Origin of the sequence: Amycolatopsis solani, assembly GCF_033441515.1 — a bacterium.
Lineage (GTDB): Bacteria > Actinomycetota > Actinomycetes > Mycobacteriales > Pseudonocardiaceae > Amycolatopsis > Amycolatopsis solani.
The window spans coordinates 3,325,139-3,339,813 of the sequence record NZ_JAWQJT010000001.1 but is presented as its reverse complement, the minus strand read 5'-3'; the positions used below and the strand labels follow the sequence as shown (position 1 = coordinate 3,339,813).

Below are 14,675 nucleotides of genomic sequence, written 5' to 3'. Positions count from 1 at the left end.
GTTACCTTCCCAGGGTTTCGGGGACGGGAGTGGCCGCTGGCGTTGCGCGGCGGGCCAGGATCACCCGGTACTGCAGGATGATCACGACGCCGAAGAGCAGGTAGATCGCGGCCATCCCCTGCGTGGCCAGCACCGCGCTCAGGCTGACCAGCACCGAGTTGACGACCTGGCCGAACCGGATGTGGAGGTAGTACGCGGCCAGGTACCGCGGCCGGCCCTCCTCCGGCGCCAGCTCCGCCAGCAGCGCCTGCTGGACCGGCAGGTTCATCAGTTCGCCGACGGTCAGCACGACGACGGCGGCGAGCAGCAGCCAAGCGTTGTCGGTGACCGCGAGCACCGCGAACCCGCCCGCGTACAAGGCGATGCCCGCGTAGAGCCGGGAACGATCGGGCATCCGGCGCAGCAGCGTGTTGACGACCAGCGCGAAGACGACCACCAGCACGGTGTTCACTGCTTTGAGCACGCCGAGCATCTGCACGCCGGTGACGTCGCCGAACGGGAAGACCGGCTGCGTCGGGAAGTCCGTCGACAGCCGGATCCCGATCGCCGTGCTCAGCTGGCCTTCGAGGGTGAGGATCAGGGTGGCGGCGATGATCAGCCGCCGGAACGTCGAGTCGGCGAGCACCACCTTGTAGCCCTCGGCGAACTGCGCGAGCCCGGTGAGCTTGGTGGGCGGCCGCGGGGTGTCCGGTTTGGTCTCCGCCACCAGTGTGACGGTGATGGTGAGGGCGAAGGCCATGCCGATCGCGCCGCCGAGGATGACCGCGCCGAAGTGCCGGCTGTAGAGGAAAGCACCGAGCAGGGCGCCGGTGCCGAGGGCGATGTTGATGACCCAGTAGTTGACCGTGTAGACGAACTTGCGGTCGGCGGGCGGGGTGACGTCGATGATCGTCGCGTCGTTGGCCGGCAGCGCGAGGTTCGTCCCGAACTTCACGATGGCGTAACTGAAGTACACCGCGAGCGCGCCCCAGCCGGCGTAGTAGGCGACCGCCATCAGCGCGAGGAACGCCGTGCCGACGAGGTCACCGATGATGAGCACGGGCCGCCGTCCCCAGCGTTCGGAGAGGTGCCCGCCGGCCAGCATGCCGACGACGGCGAACGCGGCGAACACCAGGATCAGCGCGCCGGCCACGGCCACCCCGACGTGCGCGGCCAGGTAGATGGCGATGAACGTGAGGATCATCGCGTCGATCAGCTTGTGGACGAACGCCAGCCCGATCCGGAGCCGGACGTTGCGGTGCAGTGCGAAGAAGTTCCTCATCGGACCTCCACCTCGATCAGGTCCCGGACGCGGGCGGCGCGGGCGTGGGCTTGCGCGGTGTCTTCGGAACCGGTGAGGATGACGAACCCGTGGCGGGTCTTGGAGCTCACCGTCTCCGGCAGCACGTCACCGGGCGCGAACGGGAAACTGAGGGTGTCCACGAAGTCCAGAGCTCGCACTTCATCCAAACCGGACACTTCGCGCAGCGTGCCGGCGGGGAAGCTGAAGTACGCGATGTGGCCGACTTTCCGCGTCGCTCCGGGGAGTGACGTCCGGCCGGCGAGGGCGGCGAACATCGCGCGCTTGACGTCGAAGTCCCGCGCGTGCTCGATGAGGTTCGGGATCTTGTCCCCGCCGAGCCGGGCCTGCGACTCGACGATCCGCGGCCCGCCATCGGTCAGGATGACCTCGGTGTGCGCGGGCCCGCACTGGTACCCGGCGGCGTCGAGCAGCTCCACGGCGAGCGCGGCGACCTGCCGGGTTTCCGGTGTCTCGGGCTCGCCGTGCACGTGTCCCCGCTCGACGAAGTGCGGCAGCGGGCCGAGCAGCTTCCGCGTCACGCCGACGACGTGGTGCTCCCCCCGCACGGTCAGCGTCTCGACGCTGAACTCGGGGCCGCGCAGGTACTCCTCGACCAGCAACGGGCCTTCGTAGCCGCCGAGTTCGCGGTTCCACGCCGGCAGGTCGGCCGGATCGGTGAGCAGGAAGACGCCGCGGCTGGCGGACAACCGCGCCGGTTTGACCACGACGGGGAGTTCGAAGTCCCTGAGTAGCTCCGGAATCTCGGCGGGGTGGTCCGCCGTGGCGAACCGGACCGACGAGATCCCCTTGTCCCGCAGCAGGGTGCGCATCGCGAGCTTGTCGTTGAGCAGGGCGACCGAGCGGGGCGAGTTGACGGCTTTGCCGAGTTCGTCGGCCACGTCGTAGGCGAGCTGCATGCTCTCTTCGCTGCCGACGTGCCAGACGAAGTCGGCGTCGGCCGCCGCGTCGCGGATCGCTTGCGCGTAGGCGGTTTCGTCGGTGAAGTCGACGAGGCGGAAGCCGTCGGCCTGCGCCTCGACCTCGCGGAGGTACTCGGGGGCCCGGGCGCCGAACAGCCGGCCGGCTTCGGCCGGGTCCCAGATCGCGGTGATCCGGAAGCCTTCGGCCTGCGCCTTCCGGAGGTACGCCTGGTACGGCATCACCATGACCAGGTTCGGCATGTCTGTTCTCCTGTCCGGGATTCGGTGGGTCCAGCTTGGCCGCCGCGGCCATCGGCGGGACATCGAACGCGCATCGGTCAGCCGTGGCGGGTGGCGACCACGATCTGCTGGGCCGCCGCCTCGGCGATCCGGCCGGCCAGGTACGGGTCCGGCGCCGTCGCCAGCACGTGCCCGACCCGGTCTTCGTTGACGCGCAACGCACCCACCCGGCTACCGGGAGCGACGGCGGCCACCGCCTCGAGCACCCCCGGCACCGCGGCGGCGATCTCCACTCCGCTCACGCTCTCCACCACGCCCGGTTTCGCGGTCAGGTAGCGGATCGCCGCACCCCCGACCGGGGCCGTCGGGGCCGGTGCCGGTTCGCCGAGGTACTGCCGGATCAGCAGTTCCATCGTGGACAGCCCCAGGCTCCGGTCCATCAGTTCGGTGATCCGGTCGCCCGCCGGCCGCGGGTTGATCTCGATCAGCTTCGGCCCCTCGGCCGTGTACTTCAGCTCGACGTGGGCGATGCCGAGGTCGAAGCCCACCGCCGTGGTCGCCGCCACCGCCGCGGCTTCCAGCGCCGCGCGGACGCCGTCCGGCAACGCCGTCGGGAAGCTGTGGCCCAGCTCGACGAAGCGGTTGCGGCCGCCGAGGATCTTGTCGGTCACCCCGAGCACGCGGACGCCGCCGGCCGACGCCAGGATCTCCACGCTCACCTCGAAGCCGACCAGGCACTCCTCGACGAGCACCTCGGCCGCCCGGGGCTGGCCGCGGCGGTTGGTCGTCTGGGCGCGGATGGCCGCGAACGTCGAACGCACCGCGTCCGGATCCGGGCACCGGACGACGTGCGTGCCGCTGGTCTCGTCCACCGCCTTCACCACGCACGGGAACCCGACCTCCGACGCCGCCGCCACCGCGTCCGCCGCCGTGGTGACGACGCGGAACGCCGGGATCGGCACCTCGGTCTCCGCCCAGCGACGTCGTTGCGCCGCCTTGTTGCGGGCCATCCGGATCGCAGCCGGGTCCGGGCCGGGGAGGCCGAGCTGCCGGGCCGCCTCCGCGGTCTGGACCACCTCGTACTCGGCCACCGACAGCAGGGCGTCGAGCGGCGCATACGCGTCGACCGCCTTGACCGCTTCCAGCAGCGGCTCCAGCTCGTGGGTCGGGCAGGCGACGAACTCGTCGACGCAGCCGTCGAGGACTTCGGTGCCACCCGGCGTCGCGTGGTAGCGGTCCAGGCCGCTGCTGAAGAACGTCACGTGCAGCCCCAGCGCGCGGGCCGCGCGCAGCGTGTCGAACCCGGAGCCGGACCGGTTCGACTCGACGATCCCGATGCGTTTCATGGCCGTTCCCTCACTCGTAGTCCAGGCCGGGCGTGCGCGCCCGCTTCAGCTCGAAGAAGTGCGGGTTGCGCGCCAGCGCCACCGCCCCGTCGAACAGGCTCACCGCTTCCTCGCCCCGCGGGATCGCGTTCAGGACCGGGCCGAAGAAGCCGACGCCGTCGAGGTGGATCGCCGGGGTGCCGAGGTCGGCGCCGACCGGGGCCAGCGCCTCGGCATGGCTCTTGCGGAGTGCTTCGTCGTAGTCGCCGCTCGTCGCCGCGTCCGCGAGCGACGCCGGGAGCCCGGCCTCGGCCAGCGCCTGCGCGACGACCTCGGGGTAGTCCTTGTTCCGTCCCTTGTGGATCCTGGTGCCGAGCGCGGTGTAGAGGTCGCGCAGCACGTCCTCGCCGTGGTGCTGCGCGGCGGCGACGCAGACCCGCACCGGGCCCCAGGCGCGGTCGCAGAACTCGCGGTACCACGGCTCGAGCTCGCGATCCTCGTTGAGCACCGCGAGGCTCATCACGCGGAAGCTCAGGGTGATGTCCCGCCGCTGCTCCACTTCGAGGATCCACCGCGAGGTGATCCAGGCGAACGGGCAGGCCGGGTCGAAGTAGAAGTCGACCTTCACGGATTTCCCTCTCAATCCTGGCCGACGGCGTGCAGCCAGCCGAACTCGTCGGGTGCCTCGCCGTACTGGACGTCCAGCAGCGCCGTCTGCAGGCGGCGGGTGACCGGGCCGGTCGTGCCGTCGCCGACCGTCCACTCGCGACCCGGCATGGCCGCGGACCCGACCGGCGCGACCGCGCGGGCGGTGCCGCAGGCGAACGTCTCGGTGATGCGCCCGGACCGGCAGCCGCGCTCCCAGTCGTCGATCGTGACCGGCTCCTCCACGACTTCCAGGCCGAGTCGCGGCGCCAGCCGCAGGATCGAGTCACGGGTGACGCCGGCCAGCAGCGTGCCGCTCAGCGGCGGGGTGACGAGCCGGGCGCCCTCGACGAAGAACAGGTTCGAGCCGCCGACTTCCTCGATGTACCGGCGTTCGCGCGCGTCGAGCCAGACGACCTGGTCGCAGCCGTGCTCGGCGGCTTCCCGCTGGGCCAGGTAGGACCCGCCGTAGTTGCCGCCGCACTTCACGGTGCCGGTGCCGCCGTCCACCGCGCGGACGTAGCCGGGCGAGGCCCACAGCCGGATCGGCGCCGGCTCGGCGGCGGGCCGCGCGGGGCTGCCGATGACCGCGAAGAGGTACTCCTCGGCCGGCCGGTTCGACAGGTGCGTCTCCGCGGCGAGCATGAACGGCCGCAGGTAGAAGCTGTGCCCGCGGGCTCGCGGCACCCAGTCGCGGTCGACGCGCACCAACGCCGTGACGGCGGCGAGGAAGTCCGCTTCGGACAGTGACGGCATGGCCATCCGGTGCGCCGAGCGCGCGAACCGGCGGGCGTGGTCGGCGGGGCGGAAGAGGGCGTGCCTGCCGCCGGTGCGCCAAAAGGCCTTCAGGCCTTCGAAGACCGTCTGTCCGTAGTGGAACGCCATGGTGGCCGGGTGCAGCGAGAACGCGGCGAGCGGGCCGGTGCGGGCGTCGTGCCAGCCGTGCTCGGCGTCCCACCGCGCGGTGACCATGTGGTCGGAGTAGAGCGAGCCGAACCCGGGCATCCGCAGCAGGGCTTCCCGCTGCTCGGCGGGCATCGGGTCGATGCGCTCGGGGGTGAACTCCAGGGTCGTCATCAGTGCCTCTCACGTTCGAACCGGGCCAGCGCCCGGTCGGCCAGCGGGCCGGAAAGCCCCAGGTAGCCCGCCGGCTCCAGCAGGTCGGCGGGAACGTCCACGTCGAGCACGTCGACCAGGTCGGCGCCGGTCCGCTCGGCTTCGGCGGCGGCCGCGGCGAGCAGGCGCTTGGCCGCGCCCTTGCCGAGCACCGGGGCCAGCACGGCGTTGACGCGCTCGGAGACGATCGCGCCCCGGGTTAGCCGCAGGTTCGCCGCCATCGCCTCGGGCGAGACGTGCAGCGAAGCCGCCAGGCGGGCCGCGTTCGCGGCGGCACCCGCCGTGGTGCGCAGGCATTCCCGCAGCGGCTGCCACTCGGCATGCCAGCCACCGGAGGACCGCTCGTCCTCGGCGGTCATCGACTGGAACAGGACGACGGCGAGCGGTGGCAGCTGCCGGGCCGCGGTCGCCACCAGCGTCGCGAACACCGGGTTGTGCTTCTGCGGCATGGCCGAAGACGCGCCGCGCCCCGGCGCCCGCTCCTCGGTGACCTCGCCGATTTCGGTGCGGGACAGCACGAGGACGTCGGCCGCGAGCTTGCCGAGGACGCCGGTGGTGACGAGCAGCGCCGAAGCGACGTCGGCGACCGGCGTGCGAATCCCGTGCCACGGCGCCACCTGCGGCGCGAGCCCGAGCTTCTCCGCCACCAGCTCGGGCAGCTCCAGCGCCGCACTTTCACGTGAAAGTGCCGCGTACTCCTCGTACGCGGCCAGGGTGCCGGCCGCGCCACCCAGCGACACCGGGAGGGCGGCGCGCGTCCGGCGCACCCGGGCGAGGGCGTCGAGCACGCCGTGCAGCCAGGTCGACGCCTTGAGCCCGAAGGTGACCGGGACCGCGTGCTGGGTCAGCGTGCGCCCGGCCATCGGCGTGTCCCGGTGCGCCCGGACCTGCCCGGCCAGGCTGTCCGCCGTGGCCAGGAGGTCCGCCTCGACGCGGTCGAGCGTGGCCGCGCACAGCAGCATCAACGCCGTGTCGAGGACGTCCTGGCTGGTGCTGCCGCGGTGGACGTACTCGGCGGCGCTCTCGTCGACCGCCGCGGTGAGCGCGGCGACGAACGCTACCACGGGGTTCGCCGTCTCGCGCACGCCGGCGACCACCGCGACCGGGTCGATGTGCTCCGGCACAGCGGCGGCGCGAATGGCCTTCGCCGCCGGTTCGGGGATCACCCCCAGTTCGGCCTGCGCCTCGGCGAGCGCGACCTCGGTGGCGAGCATCGCGGTCAGCAACGCGTGGTCGTCGACCAGCTCGCCGGCACCCGTCCCGGCCCACGCGGCGGCCAGCAGCTCGGTCATGCGGTCCTCCCCAGGTCGTCCCGTTCCGCGGCGATCCGCAGGCACGAGCGCGCGATCGCGTCGGCGTCGCCGAGGATCACGGAGTTGACGCCGGGCCGGATGCCCGCGGCGGTCACCCAGTGCACGGCTTCGGTCGGGACGCCGAACGCGAACCGCCGCGGGTGCGGGCGGTCGACGGCGTCGAGCAGGTGGTACGGCCGCCGGCTGACGGCGAGGCCGCCGGTCTCGTACTCGCCGATGCGGTACGGGCGGCACTCGCCGCGCGCGAGCAGGGCGCGCAGCAGCGGATCGGTCGTGCGCCGCAGGTCGGTCTCGGGCAGGCGGGCCTCGATCAGCGTGCCGGCCCGCGCGGTGACGTCGGGGCAGGCGGCCGACCACGCGACGAACCGGCCGCCGTCGCCCTCGACCCGCAGGTCCGGGCCGAGCACTTCGAGGACGCCCGCGTCCAGGAGCGCGGCGAACTGCTCGACGCGCTCGGCGGGCGGCCCGATCGACAGGTACGCGTTGAGCGGCATGTACCAGCGCTGCAGGTCGTCGCGGTAGGACGCGCCGGAAAGGCCGCGGTGGTCGACGACCAGCCGGATCTCGTTGCGCAGGTCGCGCAGGACGTCGGTGGCCGCCTTGAGCGGTCCGGTCACGTTGCCCCGGTGCGCTTCGGCCAATTCTTCATCCACATAGGACCGGAGCCAGCCGCGGAACGCCTCCGTCGAGGCGAGCGCGGCGGCCGGGTACGGCGTGGCCACGCGGCGCCAGTCCCAGGTCAGATCGACACCGAACTTGGCGAGGACGATCCGCTGCGCCTCGGTTTCCGCGATCGCCAGCGGGTTCCCGGACCGCGGCACGTCGGCGAGCCCGGCCGCCGCGAACGTCTCGGTGAACTCCTCGACTTCGCAGGCGCAGCCGTGGTCGCGCACCTGGGCCGCGTAGAAGACCGTGCGGACCTCCTGGTCGATCAGCGGCCAGACGTCCCGGCGGAAGTCGGCCTCACCGCGGGCACGCAGCCGCGCGATCACCGCGGGGGTCAGGTAACGCGGCTCGTGCCGGCCGAACGCGCCCTTTTCGTTGCGGGCGCGGGCCTGGTACGGCACCCCGCGCCGCGATCCGGCGATCAGCTTCGGCTCCCGGCCGGACGGCACGTAGGCGAGCGTGCCGTCCGGGGTCCGGGTGAACTCGCCGCCGCGGCCGAGCGTGAGCAGGGCCAGGTGGTCGAAGAAGTTGAGGCCCATCCCCCGCAGCAGCAGCGGCTCGCCCGCGGGTACGGCGGCCAGCGCGACGTCGGCCGGGTTGTCCGGCGCGAAGTAGCGCAGGCCGTGCCGTGCGGCGTACCGGCTCAGGTCCGCTTCGGCCGGGCCGGGCTCGTGCGGCAGGTGCCCCAGCGACAGGACGACCGCGGCCAGCCCGCCGATGGTCGTGCCGTCGTCCAGCACGAGCTCCTGCCGTCCCGCGCCGGTGTCGCGGACGTCGACCGCCCGCGCCTGGTGGGCCACGAACTCCAGCGACGGCGGCGCGATCCGCGTGATCCGCCGCCGCGTCCAGCGCAGGTAGCTGCCGTAGAACGCCCGCGACGGGTAGTCGTCGGGGCCCAGCGCGGCGGCTTCTTCGCGGACGGCGTCCGGTACGTCCGGGCTGCCGACCAGCGTGATCGAGCGCGCCCACTCGTACAGGCTCGGGCCGCGCACGACCGGGCCCTCGCAGTCGACGGTCTCGTCGACGAACATGGTCACCTGACTGGCGACCGTGTTCATCAGCAGCAGGCGGTCCTGCGTGCTCCGCCACACCTGGCCGCCGTCGGCCAGCCGCGGGTCGACGAGGTGGACGACGAGCCGTCGTCCCGGCGGCACGAGCGCGCCGGCGTTGGCGCACAACCTTTCCGCCACCGACAGCCCGCGCGGGCCGAGCCCGACCACGGCGATCTCCGACACGTTCTCCCCACTCCCGTCCAGGTCGTGAGTGTTCAGTCGGGTTCTAACCCGACCAAACACTCACGACGGTCTTGGTCAATGCCGCTGCAAGGTGCGGCCGAGGCCGGCCGCGGCCCCGGCGAGCCGGGTCATCAGCCCGGCGAACTGCTCCGGCCGGATGGCCTGGTTGCCGTCGCAGAGCGCCTGCTCCGGCTGGACGTGCACGTCGATCAGCAGGGCGTCCGCGCCCGCCGCGACCGCCGCCAGCGACAGCGGCTCCACCAGCTCCGGACGGCCGCCCGAATGGCTCGGGTCCACGATCACCGGCAGGTGCGTCCGCTGCTTCCACAGCGCCACCGCCGTCAGGTCGAGCGTGAACCGCGCCGACGGCTCGAACGTCCGGATCCCGCGCTCGCACAGCACGACCTGGTCGTTCCCTTCGAGCAGCAGGTACTCGGCGGCGGCCAACGCTTCCTCGACGGTGCACCCGAACCCGCGCTTGAGCACGACCGGCAGGCCGCTCTGGCCCACCGCGCTCAGCAACGCGAAGTTCTGCATGTTCCGGGCGCCGATCTGGAACCCGTCGACGACCTCGGCCAGCCGCTTGACGTGCTCGGGGTCGACGACCTCGGTGACGAACGGCAGCCCGGTCCGCTTCCGGGCCTCGACGAGCAGCTCGAGCCCGGTGAACCCGAGGCCCTGGAACGAATGCGGGGACGTGCGCGGCTTGAACACCCCGCCCCGCAGCGCGACCGCGCCGTGCCCGGCGACGAGCGACGCCGTCGCGAGCATCTGCTCCGGTGTCTCGACCGCGCACGGCCCGGCGATCACCGCGACCGAGCCGTCGCCGATCGTGGCCGGTCCGATGGCCACCTCGGTGCCGCCCGGCCGCAGTTCCCGCCGGCCCAGCCACGCTTCCCCGCCTCGCGGCACGTGCCGGGTCGGCACCGCCAGCTCCGCCGACGCGGCGAGCAGGCCGGGGTTGTCCACTCCGGACACCGGCAGCACGTGGCTGCCGCCCAGCCGGTACACCTGCGTCGGCATGCCCGCGGACTCCAGGTACCGCAGCCAGCCGTCGACCCCGGCGCGGGTCACGGTTTCGTCGAACACGAGCAGCAGGTCTTGGTCGGTCACGGCGATCGTCTCTTCTCGGCTGGTCACGCGAGCGCGTCGCTCGTCGCGAGGTTCTTGCCCCGGCGGTCACGGACGTAGACGGCGAGGTCCTTGTACTTGTCGCGCAGGAAGCGCTTCAGCGACTTGCCGGTGACGCCGAGCGGGAAGTCCCCGTCGGCGGTGGCCACCTCGACCACGGACAGTTCGGGTTTCCCGTGGGCGCGCAGGGTTTCGTTGGCGGCGAACAGCACCTTCTCCGGATCGACGCCCGCCCCGGTCACGACGGCCACGGCGACCTTCTCGTCCCCGAGACCGCCGGCCACGACCGTGCAGTCGTCGACGCCGCCGACCTCGTTGAGGATCAGCTCCTCCATCTGCACGGAGTAGCCCGGCCCGCTCGTCGTGTGCACCACGTCGACCGCGCGGTCGACCTGGTAGAAGTTGCCGTCCTCGTCGCGGTAGGCGACGTCGCCGGTCAGCCAGTAGCCGGCGAGCTTGCTGCGGTAGTAGGTGTCCTGGTTGCCCCAGTAGCCCACGGTCATGGACGGCGGTTTCGCGCCGAGGAAGCCGATTTCGCCCGGCTCGGCGAGCGTGCCGTTCTCGCGCACGATGGCGACTTCGGCGTACCCGACGGACTTGCCGACGCAGCGGTCGTTGCGCTCGGTCGCGAGGGTGCGCGGCTGCATGAGCACACCCCAGCCCAGCTCGGTGGTGCCGAGCCGGTCGAGGAACGCGGCCGGCGGCAGCTCCGGCGAGCGGCGGCCGAGGATGTCCTTCAGGTGCCGTTCGTGGATGGCGTCCGCCATGGACACCCAGATGTTCACCGAGTCCAGCGCGCCCTTCGGCGTCTCGATGGCGGACAGTTCCGGGTAGGCGTGCCCGAAGGCCATCACCATCGTCGGCCGGTGTTCCTGGACGGCGTGCGCCAGTTCGGCGCCGGAGACGTCCCGCCAGACCACCATCGGCTGCCCGCCCAGCACGGCGTAGGCGTTGAACGAGACACAACCCTGGTGCGACTGCGGAAGCGCGTTCAGGATGACGGCCTCGGGTTCTTCTTTGTAGTTCACGGCCCGCCACTTCGGACCGTCCAAAAGGGTCTTGTGCGTGTGGATGACCGGCTTCGGCAGCCCGGTGGTGCCCGAAGAGTGCATGAGGCCGACGGGGTCGTCGGGGTGGTGCCGGAACCGGTTCGCGTCCGGCAGGATCGCCGACGGCGGCCCGGCCTGGTCGGTGTGGACCCAACTGAGGTTCAGCCGGTCGAGGTCCGGCGCGACCCGGTCGAGCCGTTCCTGGTCGGTGTAGAGCGCGGTGGCGCCGCTGCGCTCGATCAGGGCGACGGCGCTGTCGCGTTTGGCGTTGCTGTTGATCAGCATGGAGATCGCGCCGATCCGCGCCAGCGCCGAGAGGTGGACGAAGTACTGGATGGAGTCGGGCGGGAAGACCGCGACCCGGTCGTGCGGCCGCACCCCGCGCTCCAGGTACCACACCGACCAGCTCTGCACGAGGTGGTCCAGGTCGCGCAGGCTGAACCAGTGCCGCGTTTCGCCGTCGGTGTAGGGGATCGGCGTCAGCGAGTGGATGAACGGCTCGTCCGGGTACGGGTTGAGTTCGAGCAGCGCGGGCAGCAGGTTCCCGCCCCCGATGGCCGGGTCGTCGAGGACCTGGGCCCGCAGCTGGGGGCTCAGGACGGTCTGGTGCGTGAACTCCATGGCATCACTTTCCGGTGCAGGCCCAAGGATCCGCGGTCCGGACCCGAAGACGAGCTTGCCGGAAGCCACCATCGGCCCGGCCTTTCCGGCGCATCGGCCGTGCATCGGGCCGGATATCGTGGGCCGGGCACGAAAAAACCGGCTCCCGCGCCGGAAGCCGGTTTCGCGCGCGCGTGGGTGTCAGCCGAAGCTGCACTCCAGTGTGGTCACTTCGGGCAAGGCCGCCCGCCCGAACGTCTGCCGCAGTGCGTCTTCGAGGTCCGGCTCCTCCGCCTTCGCCCGCGCGTGCTCCTGGACCAGATCGTGGAAGTGGTACAGCCCCGCGGTCCGCTGGCGGAGCAGGTGGGCGTCGAAGAGCTCTTCCAGCACCCGCTCCGCCTCCGGGGCCGGCAGGTTCACCAGCAACGCCGCCGTTCCCGCGTCGAACTCCTCGCCGGGGTGCGCGGTCGCGCCCAGGATGCGGAACAGCCGGCGCGGCCCGGCCGTCAGCTTTCGGTACGACACCTCGAACTGCGAAGCCACGCTGCGATCACCCAGCCGCAGCTCGGTGAGCCGCTTCGCCGGATCGCGCAGGCGGCACACCAGGTCGTCGAGCGACCACGCCTGCCGGTTGTGGAAGCGCCACGCCGCGATCCCGACCGCCAGCGGCAGGTTCCCGCACCGGGCCACCACTTCGGCGACCGCGTCCGGCCGGTGCGCGGTGCGCTCCGGGCCCGCGATGCGGGTGAACAACGCCACCGCGTCCGAAGCCGGGAAGACGTCGAGCGAGCGGGACGTCACGCCGTCGAGCCCCGCGAGGCGACGGCGGCTCGTGACGATCACCTGCGCCTTGCCCGTGCCCGGCAGCAGCGGCCGGACCTGCTGGGCGTCCAAGGCGTTGTCCAGCACCACGAGCACGCGCCGCTCGGCGACCTCGGCGCGCCAGCGGGCCGCCCGCTGCGTGGCGTCGAGCGGGATCTGGTCCGGCGCGAGGCCGAAGTCCAGGAGCAGCCGCTCCAGCGCCGCGGCCGGTTCGAGGGGTTCCTGGCCCGCGGTGTGCCCCTGCAGGTCGAGGAACAGGTGCCCCTCGGGGAATCCCTGCGCCAGCTGGTGGGCGAGCCGGATCGCCAGCGTCGTCTTGCCGACGCCCGCCATGCCGTCGATCGCGAGGATGCTCAGCGCGGTCCCGGCCGACCGGCTGCCGGCCAGGAACCGCAGCTCCTCCGCGCGGCCGGTGAAGTGCGCGGTGTCGTACGGCAGGAAGGAGCGGCTCGCCGCCGGCGCCACCTCCACCGCTTCGGCGGGCGGCTCCGGCAGGTCGTCCCGCAGGATCCGCTCGTACAGCTCCCGCAGGCTCGCTCCCGGATCGACGCCGAGCTCGTCGCGGAGCAGCCGACGGCACTGCTCGTACGCGTTGAGCGCGTCGGCCGTGCGGCCGCACCGGTGCAGCGCGAGCATCAGCAGCTTTCGGGTCTCCTCCCGCAGCGGGTGCCGCGAGACGAGCTCTCCCAGCTGCGGCACCACCGCGGCCGCTTCGCCGCCGTCCAGCCGCAGCCCGATCAGCCGCTCGGTCGCGCTCAGCCGGTTCTCCTCGAACCGCGCGGCGACGATCTCGAAGACCGGGCTGTTCAGCCCGGAGAGCGCGGGCCCGTCCCACAGGGCCAGCGCCGCCTCCAGGTGTTCCGCGGCCGCCGCCGTGCGCCCGACGGCGGCGGCCGCGGAAGCCGAGGCGACCATCCCGGTGAAGCGGTGGGCGTCGACGTCCTGGGCGTCCACGGTGACGCGGTAACCGGGGCCGTCCTTGACGACGATGTGCTTGGCCGCCCCGAAACTGCGTCTCAGCGCCGCGACGGCGTTGTGCAGCTGTCTTCGCGCGGTCACCGGCGGTTCGCCGTCCCACATCGCCTCGAGCAGCCGGTCGGCGCTGACCACCTGGCCGGCGTTGAGCAGCAGCATCACCAGGAGCCGCTGCTGGCGCAGCCCGCCGAGGTCCACCCGCTCCCCGTCGCGCTGGACCCGCAAGGTGCCGAGCAACTTGAAGTACACTTTCGATCCTCCCCGACCGTCCCACCGGAACATAGCGGAAATGCGCGCGCGGCAAAACGGAAAAAACACCACGGTGTTTTGATCGGCAACGGCAGCCGACGAATATGAATAACCTATCGGCGCCGCGCGCGGTCGAGAATTTTTCCCGACCCGATCGGCGACGGCACAATTCACCACGCGTCCGGTGAAAAGAACGCGTGACTAACTCGGCGGCGCGAGCGCGGGCGCGCGGTAGGCCGCCACCGCGCCCGGCCCGGCGAGCCCGATGCCCGCCAGCTCCGCGACCACGGCCGCGGCGAGCCCGGGCCGTGCTTCGACGGCCGCGTGCGAAGGGGCGTCCACCTCCACCCGGAATCCCCGGCCGAGCAGGCGGACGCGCAGGTCGCGTGGGCGGATCCCCGCCTCGGCCAGCCGCGCGCCCACCGTGATTTCGGCGCGTTCCACCAGTCCCAACCTCCGTAAAGAGACCGGCACCCCGACCTGGATACGTGACGCGAGACACGGTGTCGACGGCTTGTCGGCCACGGAAAGTGACCACGCGGAGGCGAGCTGTCGCACCTCACGTTTTCCCAGGCCGGCAGCGACCAAGGGCTCGGCGGCACGCAGCTCCTGCGCGGCCCGGAGACCCGGTCGGTGCAACGCTCGGTGGTCGTCCGCGTGCGTCCCCGTGGCCACGTGCGCGAACCCCCGCCGTCGCGCGAGCCCGCCGATCGCGCCCAGCACGGTCTGCTTGCAGAAGTAGCAGCGATCGCCCGCGTTGGCCCGGTAGCCCGGCGACGCCAGCTCGGCCACGGGAACCTCCGCCAGCTCCGCGCCGAGCCCCGCGGCGAACTCCCGCGCGGCCGCGAGTTCCGCCCTCGCCAGGCTCGGCGAGTCGGCGATCGCGGCCAGCACGCGCTCCCCCGGCAGTGCCCGCACGGCCGCGGCCAGCACCAGCGCCGAGTCGACCCCGCCGGAAAAAGCCACCACGACGCTCTCCAGCGACCGCACCGCGGAGATCAATCGATCTTCGATTCCGGCGGTCATCGTCACATTCCCCCTGGTCGCGCCGACCCGGTGATCAATTGTCGAAAAGAAAGGCGCACCTGTTCCCCCGATCAACGCATT

Annotated in this window: 11 protein-coding genes; all 11 read right to left on the bottom strand. The window is 72.3% G+C overall.

The genetic code is table 11. From position 1 onward, the window contains the following. Window position 1: 1 nt before the first annotated feature. The 11 genes from SD460_RS16340 to larE all read right to left on the bottom strand — a co-directional run bounded on the left by SD460_RS16340 (window position 2) and on the right by larE (window position 14,594). Window positions 2-1,261, bottom strand: a complete 1,260-nt coding sequence (locus tag SD460_RS16340) for an MFS transporter (protein ID WP_290057121.1) — start codon at window positions 1,259-1,261, stop codon at window positions 2-4. After that, the gene (locus SD460_RS16335; RefSeq protein WP_290057122.1) at window positions 1,258-2,463 is read right to left on the bottom strand and encodes an ATP-grasp domain-containing protein; all 1,206 of its coding nucleotides are present in this window, start codon (window positions 2,461-2,463) and stop codon (window positions 1,258-1,260) included. Before SD460_RS16335 ends, SD460_RS16340 begins: the two co-directional genes overlap by 4 nt. A gap of 77 nt (window positions 2,464-2,540) precedes the next feature. Beyond that, the gene (locus SD460_RS16330) at window positions 2,541-3,788 is read right to left on the bottom strand and encodes an ATP-grasp domain-containing protein (protein WP_318306317.1); all 1,248 of its coding nucleotides are present in this window, start codon (window positions 3,786-3,788) and stop codon (window positions 2,541-2,543) included. A 10-nt stretch (window positions 3,789-3,798) separates the two neighbouring features. Further along, the gene (locus tag SD460_RS16325; RefSeq protein WP_290057125.1) at window positions 3,799-4,395 is read right to left on the bottom strand and encodes a mycothiol-dependent nitroreductase Rv2466c family protein; all 597 of its coding nucleotides are present in this window, start codon (window positions 4,393-4,395) and stop codon (window positions 3,799-3,801) included. Window positions 4,396-4,406: 11 nt separating this feature from the next. Continuing rightward, window positions 4,407-5,489, bottom strand: a complete 1,083-nt coding sequence (locus SD460_RS16320; protein WP_318306316.1) for a branched-chain amino acid aminotransferase — start codon at window positions 5,487-5,489, stop codon at window positions 4,407-4,409. Beyond that, complete coding sequence (locus tag SD460_RS16315) at window positions 5,489-6,820, bottom strand: lyase family protein (RefSeq protein WP_318306315.1); 1,332 nt, start codon at window positions 6,818-6,820, stop codon at window positions 5,489-5,491. Before SD460_RS16315 ends, SD460_RS16320 begins: the two co-directional genes overlap by 1 nt. Then, complete coding sequence (locus tag SD460_RS16310; RefSeq protein ID WP_290057131.1) at window positions 6,817-8,742, bottom strand: FAD/NAD(P)-binding protein; 1,926 nt, start codon at window positions 8,740-8,742, stop codon at window positions 6,817-6,819. The genes SD460_RS16315 and SD460_RS16310 overlap by 4 nt, the downstream gene beginning before the upstream one ends. A gap of 75 nt (window positions 8,743-8,817) precedes the next feature. Further along, window positions 8,818-9,882, bottom strand: coding sequence for a 3-deoxy-7-phosphoheptulonate synthase (aroF, locus tag SD460_RS16305; protein WP_290057133.1), 1,065 nt, complete (start codon window positions 9,880-9,882; stop codon window positions 8,818-8,820). Next, window positions 9,879-11,543, bottom strand: a complete 1,665-nt coding sequence (locus SD460_RS16300; RefSeq protein ID WP_290057134.1) for a class I adenylate-forming enzyme family protein — start codon at window positions 11,541-11,543, stop codon at window positions 9,879-9,881. The genes aroF and SD460_RS16300 overlap by 4 nt, the downstream gene beginning before the upstream one ends. Before the next feature lie 180 nt (window positions 11,544-11,723). Further along, window positions 11,724-13,568 (bottom strand): AfsR/SARP family transcriptional regulator, encoded by a 1,845-nt coding sequence (locus tag SD460_RS16295; protein ID WP_318306314.1) that lies wholly within the window; start codon window positions 13,566-13,568, stop codon window positions 11,724-11,726. A 201-nt stretch (window positions 13,569-13,769) separates the two neighbouring features. Beyond that, window positions 13,770-14,594, bottom strand: a complete 825-nt coding sequence (larE, locus tag SD460_RS16290; protein ID WP_290057139.1) for an ATP-dependent sacrificial sulfur transferase LarE — start codon at window positions 14,592-14,594, stop codon at window positions 13,770-13,772. Window positions 14,595-14,675: the final 81 nt, after the last annotated feature.

Bases quoted from the DNA above. Each gene is read 5' to 3' on its own strand.
- SD460_RS16340 (WP_290057121.1), bottom strand. From the start codon at position 1,261: ATGAGGAACTTCTTCGCACTGCACCGCAACGTCCGGCTCCGGATCGGG.
- SD460_RS16335 (WP_290057122.1), bottom strand. From the start codon at position 2,463: ATGCCGAACCTGGTCATGGTGATGCCGTACCAGGCGTACCTCCGGAAG.
- SD460_RS16330 (WP_318306317.1), bottom strand. From the start codon at position 3,788: ATGAAACGCATCGGGATCGTCGAGTCGAACCGGTCCGGCTCCGGGTTC.
- SD460_RS16320 (WP_318306316.1), bottom strand. From the start codon at position 5,489: ATGACGACCCTGGAGTTCACCCCCGAGCGCATCGACCCGATGCCCGCC.
- SD460_RS16315 (WP_318306315.1), bottom strand. From the start codon at position 6,820: ATGACCGAGCTGCTGGCCGCCGCGTGGGCCGGGACGGGTGCCGGCGAG.
- SD460_RS16300 (WP_290057134.1), bottom strand. From the start codon at position 11,543: ATGGAGTTCACGCACCAGACCGTCCTGAGCCCCCAGCTGCGGGCCCAG.
- larE (WP_290057139.1), bottom strand. From the start codon at position 14,594: ATGACCGCCGGAATCGAAGATCGATTGATCTCCGCGGTGCGGTCGCTG.